Consider the following 20,487-nt stretch of genomic DNA (forward strand, 5'->3'; position numbering starts at 1 on the left):
TGGGTGGCTTCAGTCGACATACCGGAGTCCGGCAGCTTCGAGGGGGCGGCGCATGTTGTAGATGTCGAGTCCGAGTTCCCCGTTGGCGAAGCGTTGGCGCTTGGCATCTTCGTTGTCCTCCCGCCTGCGGGCGGCTTCGGCCACTTCGGCTGCGCGTGCGGCGGGGACCACCACGACGCCGTCGACGTCGGCAATCACCACGTCCCCCGGGCTGACCAGGGCGTTGGCACAGACGACGGGGATGTTGACGGATCCGAGAGTGGCTTTGACGGTGCCTTTGGAATTGATGGCGCGGCTGAAGACAGGGAAGTCCATGTCCTGGAGCGTGGCGACGTCGCGGCAGCCGCCGTCGATGATCAGGCCCTTCGCGCCGCGGGCCTGCAGGGAGGTGGCGAGCAGGTCGCCGAAGAAGCCGTCTTCGCTTTCGGTGGTGCAGGCTGCGACGACGACGTCGCCGGGCTGGACCTGTTCGGCAACGACGTGCATCATCCAGTTGTCCCCGGGCTGGAGCAGGACGGTGACGGCGGTGCCGCACATCGCGGCGCCGGGGTAGACGGGGCGGATGTAGGGGCGCATGAGGCCCAGGCGGCCCATGGCTTCGTGGATGGTGCTGACGCCAAACGCTGAGAGGGCTTTGACATCCTGTTCGGCTGCGCGGGTGATGGTGGTGTGGACAACTCCGAGTTCCTGCATTTGTGGCTCCTGGGGCTTAGCGGCCCTGCTGTTTGAGCAGGGCGTTGAGGCGGGGGTAGACGGTGCGGGCGTTGAGTTCCTGGATGGCGGCCTGGTCCGCTTTATTCAGTCCCGCTGCGTCGATGTAACGGTGGGTGTCGTCGAAGTTGTGCCCCGTGCCTGGATCGATGTCGCGGACGGCGCCGATCATTTCGGACGCGAACAGGATGTTCTTGGTGGGCATGACGTTCAGGAGCAGGTCGATGCCGGGCTGGTGGTACACGCAGGTGTCGAAGAAGACATTGTCCAGCAGGTGTTCTTCCAGGGCGGGCTTGCCCAGTGCCATGGCCAGGCCGCGGAAGCGGCCCCAGTGGTAGGGGGCCGCGCCGCCGCCGTGGGGGATGACGAGCTTCAGGGTCGGGAAGTCCGCGAACAGGTTTCCCTGGATGAGCTGCATGACTGCGGTGGTGTCAGCGTTGAGATAGTGCGCGCCGGTGGTGTGGAAGGCGGGGTTGATGCTGGTGCTCACGTGGACCATGGCAGGGATGTCGTACTCGACCATTTTCTCGTAGATCGGGTACCAGTACCGGTCCGTGAGCGGTGGTGCTGTCCAGTGGCCCCCGGAGGGGTCCGGGTTCAGGTTTAGCGCGACGGCACCGTTTTCCTCCACGCAGCGCGTGAGCTCGGGGAGGCAGGTGGCCGGGTCCACGCCGGGGGACTGGGGAAGCATCGCGGCAGGGACGAAGCGTTCGGGGTAGAGCCGGCTGACCCGGTAGCAGAGCTCGTTGCAGATCGCCGCCCACTCGGCGGAGGTTTCGAAGGAGCCGATGTGGTGGGCCATGAAGGACGCCCGGGGCGAGAAGACGGTGAGGTCGATGCCGCGTTCGTCCATGAGCCGCAGCTGGTTCGCTTCGATGCTTTCGCGCAGGTCGTCGTCGGAAATCTGCAGCTCAGCGGGGGACGGTGCCAAGGCAGGGTCCTGCAGTGCCGCGACCTGCCGGTCGCGCCAGTCGCCAAGGGCCGCGGGGGCCGTGGTGTAGTGGCCGTGGATGTCGATGATCACAGTGGGTGCTCCTGGGAGGAAGTCGCTGAAGGCTCGGTAGTGGTGGGGTTCCAGAGACCGCGGGGGACCATGACATCCCCGGCCATGATCAGCCGCGCGGTGCGGATCAGCGCGGACTTGACCACTCGGGTGGGGTCACGGGGGTCCAGGCCGAGCTGGACGGTGAATTCGCCACTGGGATGTTCCACCGACACCGTAAGGTCCGTCCCGTCCGGCAGGAATGCGACGTCGTGCGCCACAGTCCCCTTCAGGGTCGCGGCGGTTGCGGCGGTCACCGCCGCCAGTACCCCGATGGATTCGTGGCAGACGTGCGGGATGAAGCTGCGCGTGTTGATCGCCCCGCCCGCGGTGGGCGGGGAAACGAGCGTCATCTTCGGGTAGTTCCTGTCCGTCACGTCCCCCAGGCCCATGAGCTTCCCGCAGATCAGGCGCAGGTCCTCGAGGCGTCCCTTGAGTTCGGCGTCCTTGTTAAGGTCGACGGCGGCCTCGCGGCCCGTGCGGCCCAGGTCGCCGGCGTTGATAATCACCAGGGGTTGCCCGTTGTCGATGCAGGTGACATCGACGGGTCCGACGCCGGGGAGGTCCACGGTGTCGCGGAGGTTGCCGGTGGGCAGGAGAGAGTCGCAGACGGAACCGGCGGTGTCCAGGAAGTTGATGGTCACCGGCGCCGCGGTGCCGGGGACGCCGTCGATCCTGGCGTCCCCTTCATAGCCGACATACCGGCCGTCCGGGCCCAAGGGCGTTTGGACGGTGATCTCGGCGACCATATTCGTGTTCAAGGTGAGGACGCGCGCCGTGGTGGTGTCGCCGTCGGGCGTTAAAAGTCCAGACTCGATCGCGAAGGGGAGCGCTGCTGCGAGCATGTTTCCGCAGTTCGGAGTCGTGTCCACGGTGTCGGTGGTGGGCTGGAGCTGCGCGAACAGGAACTCCAGGTCCACGCCGTCGCGTCCACTGACCGAGACGATCCCGGCCTTGCTGGTCAGCGGGTGGGCGCCGCCCAGCCCGTCAATCTGCCGGGGATCCGGGGAACCCATGGCAGCCAACAGAATGGCGTCCCTGGTTGGGATATCGGTGGGCAGGTCACTGGCCCGGAAGAACGGGCCCTTGGACGTCCCGCCCCGCATCAACCAGCACGGCACTGCAAACTGGCCGCCGGCGGGGCGTGGCCCAGCAGGATCCTGGCGGCTGGAGTCCAACGCGGGGGAGTCCGCAGCGGCCGCAGCAGAAATGGCCTTGTCCATGGTTTGTCCTTTGAAGGTCCGGGAGGGCGCACTTGGAACCGCGCCGTCGCCTCAAGTGAACCAAGTTACATTCAGGATTGTCAACAATTTCTTGTACATTTATGTTGACCGTTGATTGCGCTCTCACTGTTACCCCGGGGAGCGACCTGCTGCGGCATGATTGTTCCATGACTGAATTTGGCGCGGTCCGGGTGCACGACGCTGTGCTGCGCCATGTAGAGGAGAGCCTGCGCTCAGGGGCGATCAAGATCGGTGACAGACTGCCTGGCGAACGTGCCCTGGCGGAGCAGTTCGGGATTTCACGCGCGTCCGTGCGGAACGCTATCCGGTCACTTGAAGTGATGGGCGTTGTCCGTTCCTCGACGGGGTCGGGGCCAAACTCAGGCACTGTTGTGGTCTCGAACCCATCGCATGCCCTGGGCGGAGCCCTGCGCATGCACGTTGCGAGCCAGCAGCTTCCCCTTAAGGACATCGTGGAGGCGCGGATCATGACTGAGACGTGGGCGCTTGAGCATGCCGCTGCCGTTTCGTGGACTCCTGAGCAACTCGATGACGCGCGGCTGCTGCTGGAGGCGATGGACGATGAAGGGTTGCCTTCTGAAATCTTCACCCTCCTGGACGCCCAGTTCCATGTCGCCCTCAGTGCATTGGCAGGCAACGTCGTGGTGAGCACGATGATGGAGTCGATGCGCGAGGCGATCCGCGACTATATCAGCGAGGCAGCGGCGCGGCAGGGGGCATGGGAGGAAGTGGTTCATGTCCTTCGGGCACACCACCACGGTATCTTCGATGCTGTTGAGGCACGGGACGGGGCGGTGGCGGCCCGTCTCGTCCGTGAACACATCGACTGGTTCTACGGTCAGGCCCGGTAAGCCCGGACACGCGCCAGCCGCCGGACACTTTCTCTCCGGCGGCTGGAAGCGTTGGGTAGTCGGATTGCCTTAGGACACTTGTGCTGTGAGCCCCGCGGCCTGGATCGCCTTGGATGCTGCGGTCTCGTCGTTGTCGGAGCTGTCGCCGCTGATTCCGACGGCACCGTGGATTTCGCCGTCGCTGCCGCGGACGAGTACTCCGCCGGGCACCGGGATGAGACGCCCGCCGATGGCAGCAGCTGCGGCCGCAATGAAGTAGGCCTGCTGCTCGGCCCGTTCCATGAGGGCCCGTGACCCCATGCCGAGGGCGAGGGCTCCATATGCCTTGCCGTGGGCAATTTCGAAGCGGTTGTTCGAAGCGCCGTCCTGCCGGGCGGCGGCGATAACGTGTCCTCCCGGATCGAGCACGACGACGGTCAGCGGCTTGAAGCCGTGCTGCTGCCCTGTTGCGAGTGCCTCGGCGATGATGGATTGGGCGGTGTCGAGGTTAAGGCTCAAGATGCGCTCCCGGCAAGGTCGGTGGTGTGTTTCTGCGCTTCGCGGCGGCGGTGGAGGATTGGTTCGGTGTACCCGGAGGGCTGGGCAGCGCCCGTGAGCACGAGCTCCCGGGCGGCCAGGAAGGCTTCGGTGTCGAATGACGGCGATAGCGGCAGGTAATCCGGATCAGCGGCATTCTGTTCGTCCACCACCTCGGCCATGCGCCGCAGCGAATCCTCCACTTGCTCCGCGGTGATAACGCCGTGGAGGAGCCAGTTGGAAATGTGCTGGGAGCTGATCCGGCAGGTGGCGCGGTCCTCCATCAACGCCGTGCCGTGAATGTCCGGGACCTTGGAGCAGCCGATGCCGGCGTTGACCCAGCGGACGACATAGCCCAGGGTGCTCTGGATGTTGTTGTCCAGTTCGCTGCGCCGGGCATCTTCGTCCCAGCTTGCCGGATCTCCCACCGGGATGGTGAGCAGTTGCCGCAGGGTGGAGCGGCGCGCTTGGCCAAGCTGTGCCTGCTGGGCATCTACGTCGACCTGGTGGTAGTGGATGGCGTGCAGTGTCGCCGCGGTCGGGGATGGGACCCAGGCACAGTCGGCGCCGGCAAGGGGATGGGCAACCTTTTGCTCCAGCATGTCCGCCAGGTTGTCCGGCGCGGCCCACATGCCTTTGCCGATCTGCGCCCGGCCGGCAAAACCGCATTCGACTCCGATGTCCACGTTGGCGTCTTCGTAGGCTTTGATCCAGCTGGTGGAGCGCATGTCAGCCTTGCGGACCATCGGTCCGGCGAACATCGACGTGTGGATCTCATCTCCGGTCCGGTCCAGGAATCCGGTGTTGATGAACGCCACCCGGTCCCGGGCCTCCCAGATGCACGCCTTGAGGTTCGCGGAGGTGCGGCGCTCTTCGTCCATAATGCCGATCTTGAGGGTCAGCGGGTCCAGGCCCAGGACGGATTCCACCTTTGTGAGCAGGGCGCAGGCCACGGCTACTTCATGGGGCCCGTGCATCTTGGGCTTGACGATGTAGGCCGACCCGGTCCGGGAGTTGCTTGCCGCGTTGGGTCCGCGCAGGTCGTGCACAGAGCCAAGGCCGGTGAAGAGGGCGTCAAGGATCTCCTCGGGTACCGGGTTGCCGGCTGCGTCCAGGACCGCGTCACTGGTCATCAGATGACCCACCTGACGGATAAGCAGCAAGGAGCGGCCGGGCAGCGTCAGCTCCGATCCGTCCGGTGCCGTGTAAACGCGGTCGGGGTTGAGCCGGCGCGCGAAGGTCTTGCCGCCCTTCTCGACGTCAGCGGTCAACGTTCCCTGCATGAGGCGGAGCCAGTTCCGGTAGCCTTCCACCTTGTCTTCGGCGTCCACTGCCGCCACCGAGTCCTCGAGGTCCATGATCGTGGTGACGGCCGACTCCAGGACAATGTCCTTCACGCCTGCCTGGTCGCCGGCTCCGATGGGATGGTTCCGGTCGATCTGGATTTCAACATGCAGACCGTGGTGCACCAGCAGCACGGCGTCCGGTTCCGCTGAGGTTCCTCCGTAACCCGCGAACTGTGAAGGTTCGGTGAGACGGGTGGTGCCGTTGGCATTTTCGGCAACGAGGGCGCCGTCGACCACGCGGTACGCCGTCACGTCGGCGTGGGAGCCGGACGCTAGAGGAGTGTGTTCGTCGAGGAACTGCCGGCCGATGGCCACGACGGCAGCACCCCGGACGGGGTTATAGGCGCCGCTGCGCTCACGCCCTTCCGCCTCATCGATCACGTCTGTGCCGTAGAGCGCGTCATAGAGGGAACCCCAACGGGCGTTGGCGGCGTTGGTGGCGAAGCGCGCGTTCAACAGCGGTACGACCAGCTGAGGGCCGGAGACTGTGGCGATCTCCGGGTCCACACGCTCCGTGGTGATACTGAAGTCCGTTGGTTCCTCCGCCAGGTAGCCGATCGAACGGAGGAAGGCCTCGTACGCCTCAGGATCGCCGGGACCTGCGTGGGTGCGGTGAAACTCGTCGATCTGCTCCTGCAACCGGTCACGGGTTGCCAGCAATTCCCGCACCTGCGGGGAGAACTCCTCAATCACCGATGCTGCCCCAGCCCAGAACGCCTCCTCCTCGATCCCGGTGCCGGGGAGTGCCTCATCCCGGACGAAGGCATAAAGGCCTCCGGCGACGGTGAGTCCATTTGTCTTCACATGCGACGACATACTGCTTGCTCCTTATAAAGGGGTTCGGTGTTATGAAAATTTCTAATTTTGAAGACGGGCCTTCGTCGCCCTGTTTCAGATGGCTTTGCCGGGGTTGAGTATCCCTGCCGGATCGATGACGTCCTTGATTGCCTGCTGAAGGGAGCGGGACGTTTCGCCGATTTCCTCCCCGACCCATTCCCGTTTCAGCAGCCCCACCCCGTGTTCGCCTGTCAGGGTTCCGCCCAGTCGCTGGGCGAGGTGGAACATTTCCCCGAGCGCGGCCTTTGCAGGGCCCTCGGTTATGGGCTCGTGAGGGTCGACGACGAGCATGGGGTGCAGGTTCCCGTCAGCTGCGTGGGCGACGCTGAAGATCCGCACCCCGGTACGGGACGCAATGTCCTCGAGTCCGGCGAAGGCATCGGCGAGCCGGTCCCGCGGAACGGCGATGTCACCGATCGATACGCGCCCGAGCTTTTCCAGGGCCGGGATGGCGTCGCGCCGGGCCTTGACCAGGGCTGCGGCCTCAGCGGCATCGGCGGCGCGGTGGACCGACGTGGCGAATGGACTGATCGCCTGGACGATCTCGTCGAGCTCGAGGTGGGCACCGTAGCCATCTGTCTGGGCGAGGAGGAAGGCACCGCCGAGCTCGCGGTGCCTGGTGCCCTCAGCCAGGTCGACGGCTTCAAGGGTGGGGCCGTCCATCAGTTCCAGGATCGAGGGCTGGATGCGTGCAGCAGTGATGGCGGAGGCAGCGCGGCCGGCTGCCTCGATGTCGGCGAAGTAGGCGGCGAGGGTCTCCGTCCGCACGGGCCTCGGCCGCAGGCGAAGGGTGGCCTCTACCACCACGCCCAGGGTTCCCTCCGAGCCGATGAAGAGGGCGTTGAGGTCATAGCCGGTGACGCCCTTGATCGTCTTCCTGCCCGTGCGCAGGATTCGCCCGTCTGCCAGGACAATGGTCAGCCCAAGTACCGATTCACGGGTCACTCCGTACTTCGCGCACCACATGCCCCCCGCGTTCGTGGCAATGTTTCCGCCAATGGAGCATATTGCGGTGCTCGCCGGGTCGGGTGCATAGAAGAGCCCGTGCCGGGCGGCCGCGGCATTGACCTCGGCGTTGAGCACTCCAGGTTCGACGACGGCAATCATTTCCACCGGGTCGATGGACAGAATACGGTTCATGCGGGAGACGTCGAGCACGATCTCGCCCGCACGCGCGCTGGCCCCTGCGGCCAGGCCGGTCCCTGCTCCGCGCGGGACTACGGGGACCTGCGCGGCGTGGGCGAGGCGCAGCAATTCGACGACGTCGTCAACGCTTTGGGCGATAACCACCCCGTCCGGAACTGTGGTGGGGACGTAGCCGGAGCGGTCCGTGGCCGCAGCTTGGCGCGCCTCGGCATCCGTGGTCGCCCGTGGGTGCGCTGCCAGCACGGCAGCAGTGGGCGAGGGGCTGGCCGCTGCGTGCGGAGCGGGGGTCGAGGCTGTCTTAACGGTCATGATGGGCCTTCCGGTCGTTATGCAGGGGATGGAATTGGTGCCGTGCGGTTGCTCACGGCACCATCCATGCGAGGACGTTGGTCTGGAGCAGGACTAGGACGGTAAGGAGTGCCAGCAGGCCGATGCTCCAGCCCAGGAGCCGGCGGAACAGCGTGCTTTCGAGCCCTTCGATCCCGACGGCGGCCGCGGCCACGGCGAGGTTCTGCAGGGAGAGCATCTTGCCCAGGACGCCGGCGGAGGAGTTGGTGGCGGCCATCAGCACCGGCGAGAGGCCGGCATGCGAGGCAGCAGTCACTTGGAGCTGTCCGAACAATGAGTTCGACGAGGTGTCCGAGCCGGTGAGCGCAACGCCGATCCAGCCCAGCACTGGAGAGAGCACTGCGAAGAGCCCGCCGGTCGAGGCGAGGGCGACGCCGAGGGTTGCGGTTTCACCCGAGAGGTTCATGACGAACGAAAGGGCCAGCACGGAGCATACGGTCAAGATCGTCCACCGGAGCATGGCCAGCGTTTTGATGTAGATCTTCACGCCTGCACCGAATGGAATCCGGTAAAGGGCGAGCGTGATAAGACCAGAGATGAGCAGGAGCGTCCCGGTGGCCTTGAGGTGGTCGAAACGCATGGTCTGCGACGAGACCGGCTTGCCGTTCTCGCCGAGGACGTCGAGCCCCGGCCAGCTGAACGAAAAGCCGCCGGCGGCAGTCAGCCAGGACTTGACCGCCGGTATCTGGGAGACGGAGAACACCGCGATGATGATGAGGTAGGGCGCTACCGCCATCCAGATCTCCCGGGGCAAGGGGCGGGTGGAAACACCCTGTTCCACCGCTGACCCTCGAGGTAGTTGGCCGGGCCGTCCCGTTCCACCGGCCGTGCCGCCGTCGACCACTGACGCTCCTGCCCGCCCGGCCACGGCCGCCGTCCCAGCGCCCAGCGCGCTGAATTCGGGTTCCCCCTCCACGGCCGCAGAATCGGCCGTCATTGTCTGGGCGGGCTTCCACACCCGGAGCAGAAGCAGGACAGCTGCGATGGCAAAGATACCGGCGAGGACGTCCGTGAGTTCGACAGTGAAGTAGTTCGAGGTAAGGAACTGAGCGATAGCGAATACTGTTCCCCCGACAACTGCGGCGGGCCACGTCTGGCGGACGCCGCGTTTACCGTCCACGATGAACACCAGCAGAAGCGGGACAATGAGCGCCAGGAACGGAGTCTGCCGGCCGGCCATGGACGAAACGGTTGCAAGCGGGATTCCGGTGACGCCACTGAGGGCGATCACGGGAGAGCCCATGGCGCCGAAGGCCACGGGTGCGGTGTTGGCCAGGAGCGAGACGGCTGCGGACTTGAGGGGCCTCATACCCGCTGCCATCAGCATGCCCGAAGTGATCGCCACGGGCGCGCCGAACCCTGCCAGGGCCTCCAGAAGCGCGCCGAAGCAGAATGCGATCAGGATTGTCAGGATGCGAAGGTCGCTTGAAACGGACCGGATTGTCGCTCCCAGCACTTCAAACCACCGGGTTTCAGTTGTGAGCTTATAGACCCACAAGGCGTTGATCAGGATCCACAGGATCGGGAAAAAGCCATAGAAAGCACCCTCGGCAGTCGCGCTGAGGGCTTGGCCGACGGGCATCCGCCATACGGTGACAGCCAGCACGATGGAAAGGGCGAGGCTCGCAACAGCAGCCTTCCAGGCCTTGGTCCTGAAAACGCCGAGAAGGATGAACAGAAGGATGAGCGGAAGGGCCGCGAGTACTGCCCCAAGGACCAGCGATCCCAGAGGATCGACAACCTGGTGGAACGTTGTCACAAAAGACTCCTTTGTCTGCAACAAAAATGAAAGAGGGTTTCCGCTAAATGGAAAGTGGGAGGCGCGGTTTGAATACTATGCCCCACGTCACAATGCGGTCAATGGTTTTTTGGTGTGGTTCATCCACAGTGGTACGTCCACATGGGCCCACGCGCCTTGGCTGTCTGCCAGTGGCAAATAGGAAACCCCCTACTGCTTAAGTGAAGTAGCCAACGCGACAAGGTAGTGGCCGCTTGTAGCCATCGCGCCAAAGTTCATCGGCCCTGTCGTGGCTTTGCTACAAAAAGGCCTTGGGCGGTGCTGTGTAGCCTTCTTCGGAGAAGGCCGCCGCCAAGGACCACAGGAGGAACCATGAGCCAACCGACGACACGAACCTCGGCAGCCAGCCGCCCCGCCGAGGCAGGGCCGGGAAGGCCGCGTCGGTTGGGGGACGCTCAGTCTCTGGCCCTTATTTCTGTGTTCGCCGCCTTAATCGCAGCCTCTGCGATCGTCCCGGGCATCCCCGTGGGAGGTTTCGGGGTGCCTATCACGCTGCAGACTCTGGCTATCATGGTGACCGGCCTCGTCCTTGGCGGGTCGCGTGCCGTCGCCGCGGTAGCGCTATACCTCCTTCTTGCATTCGTTGGGCTGCCGATCTTCTCGGGCGGCCGAGCGAGCCTGCAGGTCCTCGCTGGCGGATCCGCCGGCTACATAGTGGGGTTCCTCCTCGCGGCCTTTCTCGTTGGCATCGCTGCGGAGCAAGTCATCCGGCGCCTCCCAGCCAGGCGGCGCGGCCTATGGTTCTTCCTCGCCAGCATCGTGGTGACTGTTGTCGCATCGCACATGCCAGGCGTGCTCGGCATGATGGTGAACCTCAAACTGTCGTGGCAGGCTGCCTTCGCCAGTGATCTGATCTTCTACCCGGGCGATATTGTGAAGGACGCCGTAGCATCCGTTGCGGCCGTGGCTGTGCACAGGGCCTTCCCTGACATCCTTGTCCGCCGCGTGAAGTACGCGAGGCCGGCGCTATGAAGGTTTTCGGCAGAACCGTAGACGACCAAACCCGCTGCATTCACTACCGCACCGACGTGGATGTGATAGCCATTAAGTTCAAGTGCTGTCTTCGGTACTATCCCTGCCACCTCTGTCATGAGGAAGAGGCAGGTCACAAGCCCCAAACATGGCCAAGGGAGCTGTGGTCAGAGTCAGCAGTCCTGTGCGGCGTCTGCAAATGCGAGATGTCCATCCACGCTTATCTGGCAACCACATCGTGCCCAAACTGCGCGGCTCGCCTGAACGAAAGGTGCGCCGCCCACTCCCACCTTTACTTCCAGACCATGTGACGGAGGCCATCTGATGGATCCTTCCCAAGGGCACAAACTGACTGCCAGTTTCGAGGCCATGTTTAGCAGCATGGACTGACTCCTCCCGTTCTGGCTCGCCACTCCCACAGCGGTTATTTGGCAAGGGACAGTGCCTTGGATTGTCGTAATACGACTGTCGAACTTTGGCTGTAAGAGTCGGATTTCGCCCCGCCAGCTCCGGTATGGGCGTACGGTAAACCAAGTCCTGCTAGCGAAAGCTTGGCGGTGACCTACTCATGCAGCAGGTATGGGACCGATCCCCTTGGTTGAGAAAGCCCCTGCTGTGCGTGTGCGTCTGCACTTATGGCGCGTGCATCCCGGGGGTCACACCATCCTGTGATCCTCCGCTGTGAGCGTGCGGAACGCGGGGATGATGCTGGGCAACACGGAGCCCCGTCGACCTGAAATGTCGTTTGGCCGCCACCTGGCCAGCGTTAAGTCCTAATCCACTCACCACCGTAACTGTGACGGCAGGAGCTGCAATCCGTCCATCGTGGACACAGGTCTGCCGGTGCGATTGCCATACGCAAAAACGGAAAGCATGAGCTGACGGGAAATCATCGCCGCGCCATCCCGGACCAAGCCCCGGGACCGGCGCGCGAGGGCAATGCCATCATCAAATGCGCGGGCAACGGCGCTGATTTGCACGGGCGCGCTCATCCACATGAGACGTACTGCTGCATCTGCTGCTGCCAGCACAACCCAAGAGAAAGACCAACGGAATGACCCTGCCTGAAGACTGGACGTGCAAGCACTGCGGCAACATGGTGCTGTACCGCATCGACCATAAGCCAACCTGCATCCACTACCCACATCCGCACACCGAACCCCGTGGGCTGAACTGATGATCGGCCGCCGGACTAAATGCACAGGGCCTCCGTCGAACCTCCAGTCCGGCGCACTGGTGGCCGTCTCGGCCGACGGGCAGTCGCTCGTTGTCGAGGCCGGCACGGTGCCCCTGGCGGCCTAAGCCGTCGCCGGAGCGGCCGGCGGCAGATGCGGACCCTGCCGTCGTCCAGCGCGACGAGCGTCAAAGACGCCGACACCGCCACGCCCTATCCGCCGCCTGCCATAAGCGGTAGCAGTGGGACTGTACATATGCTTGGGTGGGCAATGATTCTGCCGCGCCTGCGGAGGAGTCCTCTTGCTTTGGTGAGCTCCATCGGGGGTTGACGACGCTCAAGCGCCGACAGGATATGGAACGCAGGAGGTTCGGCTTGGCTGTAGCACTTGCACCGCGGTCAGACATGGAGATCCGTCCGTACCTGGACTCACTGGGCTTGCCGGGAATCATTGACCTGCATGTGCATTTCATGCCTTCCCAGGTACTGGAAAAGGTGTGGGCGTTCTTTGACCGTGTGGCGGACAGCGGCGCTCCCGCCTGGCCCATCACCTACCGGGCGTCCGAAGAGGAACGGGTGCGGATTCTGCGGGACATGGGGGTGAAGGCTTTCACCACCCTGAATTATGCGCACCGCCCCGGTATGGCGCAGTGGCTCAATGACTACTCGGCAGCATTCGCCTTGAGCCACGCTGACGCCATCCACTCCGCGACGTTTTACCCAGAGCCAGACGTGGAAAACGTCGTCAGGCAAAGCCTGAAACAAGGCGCGCGGATCTTCAAAGTCCACATCCAGGTGGGTGGTTTCTCACCCCTGGACCCTCAGCTTGCACCGGCCTGGAAGCTCATCGAGGACTCTGCTGCGCCGGTCGTCATTCACTGCGGCAACGGTCCGCACGCCGGGGAATACACCGGACTTGAACCTATCCGGGAACTCATCAGGAGATATCCCGCACTGGTGCTCATCATCGCCCACGCAGGCCTGCCGGAGTACCGGGAGTTCGCCGAGCTTGCCGCAAACAATCCCCACGTCTACCTCGACACCACTATGGTGGGCACCTCTTATATGGAACAGGTCGCCCCGATCCCGCCCGGCTATGTGGACATCCTTGCCGGGCTATCCCACAAAGTCGTCTTCGGGACGGATTTCCCCTCGATTCCCTATTCCTACAGCCACCAGATTCAGGTACTCGAAAGCTGGGGACTCGGAAGCCGATGGATGAAGAATGCCCTCTGGCACACGCCGCGGGCACTCCTGCGGCTGGACCAGCTGCCTTAACGCTGTTCCGATCGAGCAGCGGGAATTGGGAACCCAGGAGTGCGCCACCCCTGCTGGTGCGGCCTTCCACCGCGTATCGGCGGCCTACATACTGGTGCTGTGAAGCCGCTACGACTTCTGCGTATCCTCCGCTGTGCGGAAGTGTCACCGTTGCCACCTGCTCACCGATTGACAGGCCGGTAACCCCTTCTCCGAGGGCGCGGACCGTCCCGGTGACTTCGAGTCCCGGTACATAGGAGGGCTTCGGGACGTAGTCGAGGTCGGCGAAAGTTCCTCGGCGGATGATGGCATCGATGAGGCCGACGGCCGCGTACTGGACATCAATGGTTATTTCCCCCGCGGCCGGCTCGGGCGTAGGAAGGTGGACTTCCTGAATGACTTCGGGGCCGCCATAGGCCGTGGTCGACATGCTCTTCATTGTGGTTGTCCTATCGGTGTTGGTTAGCGCGGGCATCACTTAGACGTGCTCCGGCACGGCGCGCAATGACAGCAGGTTCCTGTAGTCCTGCGCCAGGTCCTGCAGCTGTTCGTCCGTCAGGTCCCGTACGCCGTGAAGGATGAAGGGGTTCAGCCATTGCATTCCGAGTCGGCGGGCTGTGGCCTGCAGCGGGATGAGGATGTCGTTGTAATCCCACCCGTGAAAGCCGTCCGGAGAGTAAGCCTCGCCGGCACCGCCTGTGCTGGTGGCAACCCGGAGTGTCTTGCCCGCGAGGGCTCCGGGTGCCCCGGTGCTGTAGGCCCAGCCCCGGACGAGCACCTCATCGAGCCAGGTTTTGAGGAATGCCGGGGGCGCGTACCAGTGGGTTGGGTATTGCAGGACGATGTTCCCAGCCGCTTGCACCGCGGCCCTCTCCGCAGCGAGGTCGATGTGGCCGTCCGGGTACATGCGTCTGAGGTCGTGCACAGTAAGATCCGGTGCATCCTCAAGCGCAGTTGCCAGAGCCTTGTTGATACGGGAGGTGGAAAGGTCGGGATGGTCCAGAAGGATCAGCGTCCTGTGGCGTACAGGTGTCATAGGGGTGGTTCCGTTTCATTGAGGGGCAAGCCGCAGGAGGGCGTGTATAGCGTCCGTTCCACGCCCTCCTGTGGGGTGGCAGGGCTTGGCTACTTGTCCAGGAAGCGGAGCAGGATTTCGTTGATCTCGCCACTGTGCGTCCAGAGCATGCCGTGCGGGGCGCCTTCGATCTCCACATATTCAGCGGATGGAAGCCGCTTGGTAAATTCCCGGCCTGTTGCGTCGATTGGCAGGATGTGGTCCGCCGTTCCGTGGACAATCAGGGCCGGGACGGTGATCTTCTCGACGTCGGCACGGAAGTCCGTCAGCCATGAGTCGACGACGGCGAAGGAGGCGTACCAGGAAGAGCCGACCGCAACGTTCCATGCGCTGTGCAGGGCCTCCTCGCTGAGACGGCTTCCAAGGTAGGTGTCTGTGTTGAAGAAATCCTTGTAGAAATCGGCGAACCAGGCGTAGCGGTCGTCGATGGCGGCATTGCGGATGCTGTCGAACACTGAGGAAGGAACGCCGGTGGCGTTGTCCTGGGTTTGGAGGAGGAACGGTTCGAGGGACGCAAGGAAGGCTGCCTTGGCTATCCGTGCTTCACCGTAGGTGCCTATGTACCGTCCAACTTCGCCCGTGCCCATCGAGAAGCCCACCAGGACGACCTCCTGCAGGTCCAGGGTTTCGAGGATGGTGTTGAGGTCGGCTGCGAAGGTGTCGTAGTCGTAGCCGGTGGTCGGTTTGCTTGACTTGCCGAAGCCCCGGCGGTCGTAGGTGATGACGCGGTAGCCGGCGTTCAGGAGGGCCGCGCTTTGCCTCTCCCATGACCCACCATCCAGCGGGTAGCCATGGATCAGGACAACCGGCTGTCCGGTGCCGTGGTCCTCGTAGTAAAGCTCGACGTCTGTGCTGTTTTCCGTACCGACTTTGATGAAACCCATGGTTCTGTTTCTTTTCTTGAGGGGAGAACGGATGTTCTCCAGTTGTCTGCACACCGAATTGAGGATGTGGCTTTGGTAGGGACTGGCTGTCTGGTTCGGCGAGGGCGCACTGCCGGAGCAGATGCGTCACCGAACCTTCAGACCGGTTACCGGTCCCGAACGGGTGCTTTTTCGGCCAGTTCCGTCCGGGTCACCGGATGGCCATCGATGGACTCGTAGAGACTTTTGGAACGGGCGAGGCCGTCCATTAGGCTGGCCGGTCCCCGGAAGGGAAGCCCTCCGATGTGCCAACCGTCGGTGTGCAGTTCTTCGATGAGGACCCAGACGCACCTCACGGAAAGCTTCGGATCCTTCGAACTGCACCATCACGTCGGTCAGCGCTGCCGCCATACGGTGCTTTTCGTCTTCGGTGAAGACCCCGTCCACGAGCTTGACGTTTACGAAGGGCATGGCCTGCTCCTTTGGTTGCGGGTGCTCCGGATTGCCCCGGTGAGTCCAGCATCGTCCATGGAAAGAGCCAGCGGACCCGCTGATTCCGTCAGGAAACCCACAAATAGCGTCAGGCTGTTGAAGTTACGCGGGGAGGTGTCCGGCGCCGTCGTGCCGCGGCATAAGGCGCTCGAGATACAGGGAGGGACTCATTCCGACTTTCTGCGTGAACACGCGCCTCAAGGTCTCTGCACTTCCGAATCCTGTTGCGGCTGCAGTTGCGGCAACAGTGGCTCCGCGTTGGAGCATTGCCTGCGCGGCTTCGATCCGTACCTTTTCGACATACCGGGCCGGACTGGTCCCGGTTGCCTCTTGGAACCTGCGGGTAAGGCTGCTGGCGCTGAGATTTGTCATTGCGGCCATGGCGTCTATCGAGTAATCGGCGGCTGGCTCAGCTGTGATTTGATCCAACAGTTTCCTTAGGACGTGGTCCCGGGAAGAGCTCGCGCCGACGGCCACCGAACGCTGTGATTGGCCGCCGGGCCGTTGGTTGAATATGACCATTTGCCGGACGACGGCGCGGGCTACGTCCGGACCATAGTCGTCCTCAACCATGAACAACGCCAAGTCCACGCCGGAACTGATGCCAGCGGAAGTTATGATCGGATCATCCTGCACAAACAAGGCATCCGGGACCACGTTTACCAAGGGAAACGACTTTGTGAACCGCTCGACCTGGGTCCAGTGAGTTGTCGCGTTCCGGTAGTTCAACAACCCCGCGTGCGCCAGGAGAAAAGCGCCAGTGCAAACAGATGCGATCCTTCTGGCATCGTTCGTCAGATGGGAAACGGCATCGACCAGTTCCTGCTCGAAAGGCTTGGCCACCATGCCGTAGGCCCCAGGAACGAGAACCGTGTCGAGCGCACCTGCCCGTCCGGCTGTGGTTTCCACCATTAGATAGTGCCCGTTTGCAGCCCGTTTGGCTTGGCCGTCCGCTGAAACCATAACTGTCTTATAGTCGGCTCCAAAGGCATTGGCATGATGGAACACGTCGGCTGGCCCGGCGATGTCCATCATCGTGACGTTGTCGTGGACCAGGAACCCGATGGTCCTGCCTCGTTCACTCACTTGTCTCAGCAGTCCTCGCATCCGGCGTTGCCCACGCCTCCAGGCACTCGTTTGGGCGCCTTTCCCATCATGGATCCTGAACCGATCAGTTCACAACAGGCCACACTCTATGCAACTGCTTGAGCAGCGGCTAGAAGGCGGGGTTGATCCCCTGGACATGATTTGTGCCCAGATGAGCCTGCAGCAGCCCACCGGGCCAGGAGGATGGAGGTGCCTTCTCCGGATTGCGCAATGCCTGTTCAACGACTGCCTGGCCCAGGCACTGCTCGATCATCAGCCGCGGATACTTCGCTTGGACCTCGGAGCGGTGCTTCTCCGCACGAGGCAGCAGGGTGTCATCCCCGAAGTCGGCCCGAACGCCGAGGCGGAGGTACCTCGCTACGGGTCCCCGGCGCTCAGCAATCTGAGGTGAGGTGTGCAGCGCAATGGCTTCCCACACCGAGTCTACCCGGCCTGCTTCCCACCCGTGGGTGGTCAGGAACGCCGCGGCCGCGTCCGCACCTTCGACTTCAAACCGCTGCGGGCCGTCGTACTCATCAGCGGTCCCGGCATCATGGAAAAGGGAAGCGATGCGCAGAGCCGCAATGTCAACAGCCCAGCCCTCGCGCGCAGCGATGGCTCGGGCATATTCAAACACCCGTGCGCAATGGTTGAAGATGGGCGGTTGCAAGAGCCCGACCAACCAGTCCTCGGCAGCAGCAAGTACATCGCTATCGGTATTCATAATCTTTAGCGTATGGGAGTTCCTCGCCCTGCCACGTTAAGGACAGTGGAGAGAGTCCGCCACCTGTCCAGGGCGAGCGTAGATTGGGAAGGTGGCGAAAAACCAGGCTTTCAGCCAATACCTGCAGGCCCGTCGGGGCCTTGTCAGCCCGGAAGATGTTGGTCTCGGCGGCTTTGGCCGGCGGCGGGTCCCGGGTCTTCGACGTGAGGAAGTCGCAGGGCTGGCGGGTATCAGCGTTGATTACTACGTGCGGCTCGAGCAGGGAAAAGACCACCACCCGTCCCCGCAGATTCTCGATGCCCTTGCCCGGGCCCTGCGCCTGGATCCGCCGTCGACCCTGCATCTGCACCGTTTGGCGCGGCCGGCCTCCGTGGCTGTGACAGGGGTGGAAGAGACAACAGGCGTTGATACAGGGCTTTCGCATCTACTGAAGACCTTGGCCCATGTCCCGGCTTTCGTGCAGGACCGCTTCATGAACGTCCTCGCCGCCAACTCGTTGGCAGTCGCGCTGTCGCCGAGGAACAAAGTGGGGACGAACGTGCTCCGGGAAGCGTTCCTGGACCCTGCCGAGCGGGAGCTTTACGAGGACTGGGAACAGGTCATGGAGGAGGCCACTGCCGGTTTAAGGGCCTCGGTGGGGGAGCGGGTCAACGACCCTGCACTTGAGGGACTGCTCTCTGGCCTGGCAAAGAGCAGTCCCTACTTCCTTCAATTGTGGGCCCGCCACGATGTGCGCCCGAAAGTCGCGGGGAAACGTCTCCTTCACCATCCACTGGTGGGAGACATGGAGCTCTTTCACGAGAAACTGGCAGTTACCGGCACGGACGGGCACCTTCTTGTCGTTCACCACGCCGAGCCCGGGAGCCGATCCGAGCTGGCCCTGCAACGGTTGGCTGCCACCCTTCCACAAGCGGACTGAAATTCGACAAGGAACCAGGACGATTCCTCAGGGTAGCCCTGGCATTCATATGAAACCCATGGTTCTGGCTGCCCCTTCTCGACGAGCGCACACTGAGTCATAGCCCCCTCACCGAAGCCTTTCCCCTTGGAAATTGCTGCTGTCGAGCGTGCTTTGCCTTAAGTCCACGACTCCTATCCGTCGCAAGAAAGCTCATCACCATGACACGAATCTCCACCAAGTACGGGTTCAGCTCAACCGCCTCCGACGTCACGGAAGGCATCGATTTCACTGGTAAACGTGTCGTAATCACCGGCGGCGCCTCCGGCATCGGCATTGAGACCGCCCGTGCATTCGCCAACATCGGAGCCGAGGTCACTCTCGCGGTCCGCAACATCAACGCAGCGGCACCGGTTGCAGCCGATCTCCGGAGTTCAACCGGCAATCCGAACATCTTTGTGGCCAGGGTGAACCTTTCGGACCTGTCCACTATCTCCCGATTCGCCGCGCAGTGGAGCGGTCCACTCCACGTTCTGGTCCACAACGCCGGCGTCATGGCCCTGCCGGAGCTGGAACGGACCCCGGAAGGCTGGGAGATGCAGTTTGCCACCAACCACCTCGGTCATTTCGCCCTCGCCAACGCCCTGCACTCAGCCCTGGCAGAGGCCGGAAATGCCCGGATTGTTTCCCTGAGTTCCAGCGGCCACTTGTTTGCCCCCGTGTTGTTTGACGATCCACACTTCAACTTCGTCCCCTACGACCCGTTCCTGGCCTACGGCCAGTCCAAGACGGCCTCGACACTCTTCGCGGTCGCGGCAACTGAGCGCTGGGCACGAGACGGCATTACTTCAAATGCAGTTATGCCCGGCGCCATTGCCACAAATCTTCAACGCCACACCGGAGGCCTCCGGACCCCGCTCGAGCGCCGGAAGACGCCTCAGCAGGGTGCAGCCACCACCCTGTATGTCGCCACTTCCCCGGACCTGGAAGGCATCGGCGGCCGCTACTTTGAGGACGTCAACGAGGCCGCCGTCGTGGACCACCGCGGCCCGGACTACACCGGGGTGGCTCCCTACGCCCTCGACCCGGCTAACGCCCGGCGCCTCTGGGACCTCTCTGCGGAACTCCTGGCACAGGGTGCTAAATGAACGACTTCAACTCTCCAGGACGAAGGGAGCAAGACATGCGCACCACCGGACAAGACACTCTTTGGGAACCCACCGACCCGAACATGCTTTTGCACGACCCGAAAGTGGGCTGGGTAGGCCTCGGAGACCAGGGCGCGCCCATGGCCCGAGCCATCGCGGCCGCAGGATTTCAGCTGCATGTCTGGGTCCGGCGCGAAGCCTCCCTCGCCGCCCTCCAAGGTCTGCCATACGTCCGGCATGACACCGTTGCCGGGCTGGGGGCCGCCACTAACGTCGTCGGACTCTGCCTTCGGGAGGACTCCGACATCGAAGAGGTTCTCACCACTGGCGGCCTGCTGGAAAGCCTTGCTCCGGGCGCCATCCTGATCAATCACGGCACCGGACTTCCGGGTTACGCCGTGTCGATGGCCCAGCGGGCAGCGACTTCGCGGGTGCTGGTGCTGGACGCCCCGGTCAGCGGTGGGCGGCCCGGGGCCGAAGCCCGGCAGTTGACGACCATAGTCGGCGGGCCCATCCAGGCCTTGGAGACGGTCAGGCCTGTTCTTGCGGCCTTTTCTGCGAAGATCACACACATGGGGGCGGTCGGGTCCGGTCAAACCGGCAAGCTCCTCAATAATGCCCTCCTCATGATGAACCAGAAAAACGCCCAAGACATCCTGGCGCTGGCCAACAATCTGAAGCTGAACATGGGGCCCCTGATGGATCTGCTGCTCTCCGGAACCGGCCGAAGCTTCGCGCTTGAGGCACTCACCGGCGCCGTCACGACCGACAACGCCGAACACCTCAAAATCCTGCAGGTAATTGACATGGACCTCTTTACCGAAGCGATGACAAGCCGCGGCCAGGATGTTGCCACCATTGACCGCTACGCGCGGGCGGGGGCGAACGGCCTTGCGGACGCGGCCCGACTCGTCGCAGGGGCGAGCCGCGCAAGCTGAATCACGCGACCCCTGATAGCC

At 63.4% G+C, this 20,487-nt stretch carries 20 protein-coding genes and 1 pseudogene; 8 read left to right on the forward strand and 13 right to left on the reverse strand.

Features of this window, described 5'->3' with window-relative positions; all coding sequences use genetic code 11:
- Positions 1 to 9 precede the first annotated feature (9 nt).
- The 3 genes from ligK to LFT46_RS09250 are packed head-to-tail and all read right to left on the reverse strand — an operon-like array spanning position 10 to position 2,976.
- Positions 10 to 693, reverse strand: coding sequence for a 4-carboxy-4-hydroxy-2-oxoadipate aldolase/oxaloacetate decarboxylase (gene ligK, locus LFT46_RS09240; protein WP_236802424.1), 684 nt, complete (start codon positions 691 to 693; stop codon positions 10 to 12).
- Positions 694 to 709: 16 nt separating this feature from the next.
- Positions 710 to 1,735 carry an amidohydrolase family protein gene (locus LFT46_RS09245; RefSeq protein WP_236821904.1) on the reverse strand — a complete coding sequence of 342 codons (1,026 nt, stop codon included), beginning with the start codon at positions 1,733 to 1,735 and terminating at the stop codon, positions 710 to 712.
- Positions 1,732 to 2,976 carry a 4-oxalomesaconate tautomerase gene (locus LFT46_RS09250; protein WP_236802427.1) on the reverse strand — a complete coding sequence of 415 codons (1,245 nt, stop codon included), beginning with the start codon at positions 2,974 to 2,976 and terminating at the stop codon, positions 1,732 to 1,734. Before LFT46_RS09250 ends, LFT46_RS09245 begins: the two co-directional genes overlap by 4 nt.
- A gap of 167 nt (positions 2,977 to 3,143) precedes the next feature.
- Here LFT46_RS09250 and LFT46_RS09255 point away from each other — a divergent pair, with 167 nt between their 5' ends.
- Positions 3,144 to 3,848 (forward strand): FadR/GntR family transcriptional regulator, encoded by a 705-nt coding sequence (locus LFT46_RS09255; protein ID WP_236802429.1) that lies wholly within the window; start codon positions 3,144 to 3,146, stop codon positions 3,846 to 3,848.
- Between the two features lie 69 nt (positions 3,849 to 3,917).
- On the opposite strand, the gene LFT46_RS09260 is transcribed toward LFT46_RS09255, so the two are convergent.
- The 4 genes from LFT46_RS09260 to LFT46_RS09275 form a co-directional block, all read right to left on the reverse strand.
- Entirely contained in the window at positions 3,918 to 4,346 is a 429-nt protein-coding gene (locus LFT46_RS09260; protein ID WP_236802430.1) for a GlcG/HbpS family heme-binding protein, read from the reverse strand.
- Positions 4,343 to 6,526 carry a malate synthase G gene (locus LFT46_RS09265; protein ID WP_236821905.1) on the reverse strand — a complete coding sequence of 728 codons (2,184 nt, stop codon included), beginning with the start codon at positions 6,524 to 6,526 and terminating at the stop codon, positions 4,343 to 4,345. The genes LFT46_RS09260 and LFT46_RS09265 overlap by 4 nt, the downstream gene beginning before the upstream one ends.
- Positions 6,527 to 6,601: 75 nt before the next feature.
- Complete coding sequence (locus LFT46_RS09270; RefSeq protein WP_236802434.1) at positions 6,602 to 8,002, reverse strand: FAD-binding oxidoreductase; 1,401 nt, start codon at positions 8,000 to 8,002, stop codon at positions 6,602 to 6,604.
- Between the two features lie 52 nt (positions 8,003 to 8,054).
- A complete protein-coding gene (locus LFT46_RS09275; RefSeq protein ID WP_236802436.1) occupies positions 8,055 to 9,800 on the reverse strand; it encodes an L-lactate permease in 1,746 nt (581 codons plus the stop codon).
- Between the two features lie 351 nt (positions 9,801 to 10,151).
- On the opposite strand from LFT46_RS09275, the gene LFT46_RS09280 reads away from it, so the two are divergent.
- From LFT46_RS09280 to LFT46_RS09290, 4 genes are all read left to right on the forward strand, one after another.
- Entirely contained in the window at positions 10,152 to 10,811 is a 660-nt protein-coding gene (locus LFT46_RS09280; protein ID WP_236802438.1) for a biotin transporter BioY, read from the forward strand.
- A complete protein-coding gene (locus LFT46_RS09285) occupies positions 10,808 to 11,122 on the forward strand; it encodes a CHY zinc finger protein (protein ID WP_236802439.1) in 315 nt (104 codons plus the stop codon). The genes LFT46_RS09280 and LFT46_RS09285 overlap by 4 nt, the downstream gene beginning before the upstream one ends.
- Positions 11,123 to 11,987: 865 nt before the next feature.
- Positions 11,988 to 12,113, forward strand: a complete 126-nt coding sequence (locus LFT46_RS21150; protein ID WP_272910832.1) for a hypothetical protein — start codon at positions 11,988 to 11,990, stop codon at positions 12,111 to 12,113.
- A gap of 247 nt (positions 12,114 to 12,360) precedes the next feature.
- The gene (locus LFT46_RS09290) at positions 12,361 to 13,263 is read left to right on the forward strand and encodes an amidohydrolase family protein (RefSeq protein WP_236821906.1); all 903 of its coding nucleotides are present in this window, start codon (positions 12,361 to 12,363) and stop codon (positions 13,261 to 13,263) included.
- A 151-nt stretch (positions 13,264 to 13,414) separates the two neighbouring features.
- Here the strand turns inward: LFT46_RS09290 and LFT46_RS21265 are convergent.
- The 6 genes and pseudogenes from LFT46_RS21265 to LFT46_RS09315 all read right to left on the reverse strand — a co-directional run.
- Positions 13,415 to 13,717 (reverse strand): annotated as a pseudogene (locus tag LFT46_RS21265) (alcohol dehydrogenase catalytic domain-containing protein); the annotation flags it as partial.
- 3 nt (positions 13,718 to 13,720) lie between these two features.
- Complete coding sequence (locus LFT46_RS09295; protein ID WP_236821907.1) at positions 13,721 to 14,278, reverse strand: NAD(P)H-dependent oxidoreductase; 558 nt, start codon at positions 14,276 to 14,278, stop codon at positions 13,721 to 13,723.
- 89 nt (positions 14,279 to 14,367) lie between these two features.
- Positions 14,368 to 15,201 (reverse strand): alpha/beta fold hydrolase, encoded by an 834-nt coding sequence (locus LFT46_RS09300; protein WP_236821908.1) that lies wholly within the window; start codon positions 15,199 to 15,201, stop codon positions 14,368 to 14,370.
- Between the two features lie 146 nt (positions 15,202 to 15,347).
- Positions 15,348 to 15,536 (reverse strand): hypothetical protein, encoded by a 189-nt coding sequence (locus LFT46_RS09305; RefSeq protein ID WP_236821909.1) that lies wholly within the window; start codon positions 15,534 to 15,536, stop codon positions 15,348 to 15,350.
- A gap of 238 nt (positions 15,537 to 15,774) precedes the next feature.
- Positions 15,775 to 16,758: a GlxA family transcriptional regulator gene (locus tag LFT46_RS09310; RefSeq protein WP_236821910.1), complete on the reverse strand. Its 984-nt coding sequence runs from the start codon at positions 16,756 to 16,758 to the stop codon at positions 15,775 to 15,777.
- 130 nt (positions 16,759 to 16,888) lie between these two features.
- Positions 16,889 to 17,482 (reverse strand): HD domain-containing protein, encoded by a 594-nt coding sequence (locus tag LFT46_RS09315; RefSeq protein WP_236802463.1) that lies wholly within the window; start codon positions 17,480 to 17,482, stop codon positions 16,889 to 16,891.
- Positions 17,483 to 17,573: 91 nt separating this feature from the next.
- Here LFT46_RS09315 and LFT46_RS09320 point away from each other — a divergent pair, with 91 nt between their 5' ends.
- The 3 genes from LFT46_RS09320 (at position 17,574) to LFT46_RS09330 (ending at position 20,466) form a co-directional block, all read left to right on the forward strand.
- On the forward strand, positions 17,574 to 18,401 hold the full coding sequence (locus LFT46_RS09320) for a helix-turn-helix domain-containing protein (RefSeq protein WP_236802465.1): 828 nt from the start codon (positions 17,574 to 17,576) through the stop codon (positions 18,399 to 18,401).
- 200 nt (positions 18,402 to 18,601) lie between these two features.
- On the forward strand, positions 18,602 to 19,528 hold the full coding sequence (locus LFT46_RS09325) for an SDR family NAD(P)-dependent oxidoreductase (RefSeq protein WP_236802467.1): 927 nt from the start codon (positions 18,602 to 18,604) through the stop codon (positions 19,526 to 19,528).
- 35 nt (positions 19,529 to 19,563) lie between these two features.
- Complete coding sequence (locus LFT46_RS09330) at positions 19,564 to 20,466, forward strand: NAD(P)-dependent oxidoreductase (protein ID WP_236802469.1); 903 nt, start codon at positions 19,564 to 19,566, stop codon at positions 20,464 to 20,466.
- The last annotated feature ends 21 nt before the right edge of the window (positions 20,467 to 20,487 follow it).

Origin of the sequence: Arthrobacter sp. FW306-07-I (assembly GCF_021800405.1) — a bacterium.
In the GTDB taxonomy this organism is placed as follows: domain Bacteria; phylum Actinomycetota; class Actinomycetes; order Actinomycetales; family Micrococcaceae; genus Arthrobacter.

Coding starts and splice junctions, on each gene's coding strand:
- LFT46_RS09325 (WP_236802467.1), top strand. CDS start 18,602: ATGACACGAATCTCCACCAAGTACGGGTTCAGCTCAACCGCCTCCGAC.
- ligK (WP_236802424.1), bottom strand. CDS start 693: ATGCAGGAACTCGGAGTTGTCCACACCACCATCACCCGCGCAGCCGAA.
- LFT46_RS09255 (WP_236802429.1), top strand. CDS start 3,144: ATGACTGAATTTGGCGCGGTCCGGGTGCACGACGCTGTGCTGCGCCAT.
- LFT46_RS09295 (WP_236821907.1), bottom strand. CDS start 14,278: ATGACACCTGTACGCCACAGGACGCTGATCCTTCTGGACCATCCCGAC.
- LFT46_RS09265 (WP_236821905.1), bottom strand. CDS start 6,526: ATGTCGTCGCATGTGAAGACAAATGGACTCACCGTCGCCGGAGGCCTT.
- LFT46_RS09315 (WP_236802463.1), bottom strand. CDS start 17,482: ATGAATACCGATAGCGATGTACTTGCTGCTGCCGAGGACTGGTTGGTC.
- LFT46_RS09250 (WP_236802427.1), bottom strand. CDS start 2,976: ATGGACAAGGCCATTTCTGCTGCGGCCGCTGCGGACTCCCCCGCGTTG.
- LFT46_RS09330 (WP_236802469.1), top strand. CDS start 19,564: ATGCGCACCACCGGACAAGACACTCTTTGGGAACCCACCGACCCGAAC.
- LFT46_RS09270 (WP_236802434.1), bottom strand. CDS start 8,002: ATGACCGTTAAGACAGCCTCGACCCCCGCTCCGCACGCAGCGGCCAGC.
- LFT46_RS09300 (WP_236821908.1), bottom strand. CDS start 15,201: ATGGGTTTCATCAAAGTCGGTACGGAAAACAGCACAGACGTCGAGCTT.
- LFT46_RS09285 (WP_236802439.1), top strand. CDS start 10,808: ATGAAGGTTTTCGGCAGAACCGTAGACGACCAAACCCGCTGCATTCAC.
- LFT46_RS21150 (WP_272910832.1), top strand. CDS start 11,988: ATGATCGGCCGCCGGACTAAATGCACAGGGCCTCCGTCGAACCTCCAG.
- LFT46_RS09280 (WP_236802438.1), top strand. CDS start 10,152: ATGAGCCAACCGACGACACGAACCTCGGCAGCCAGCCGCCCCGCCGAG.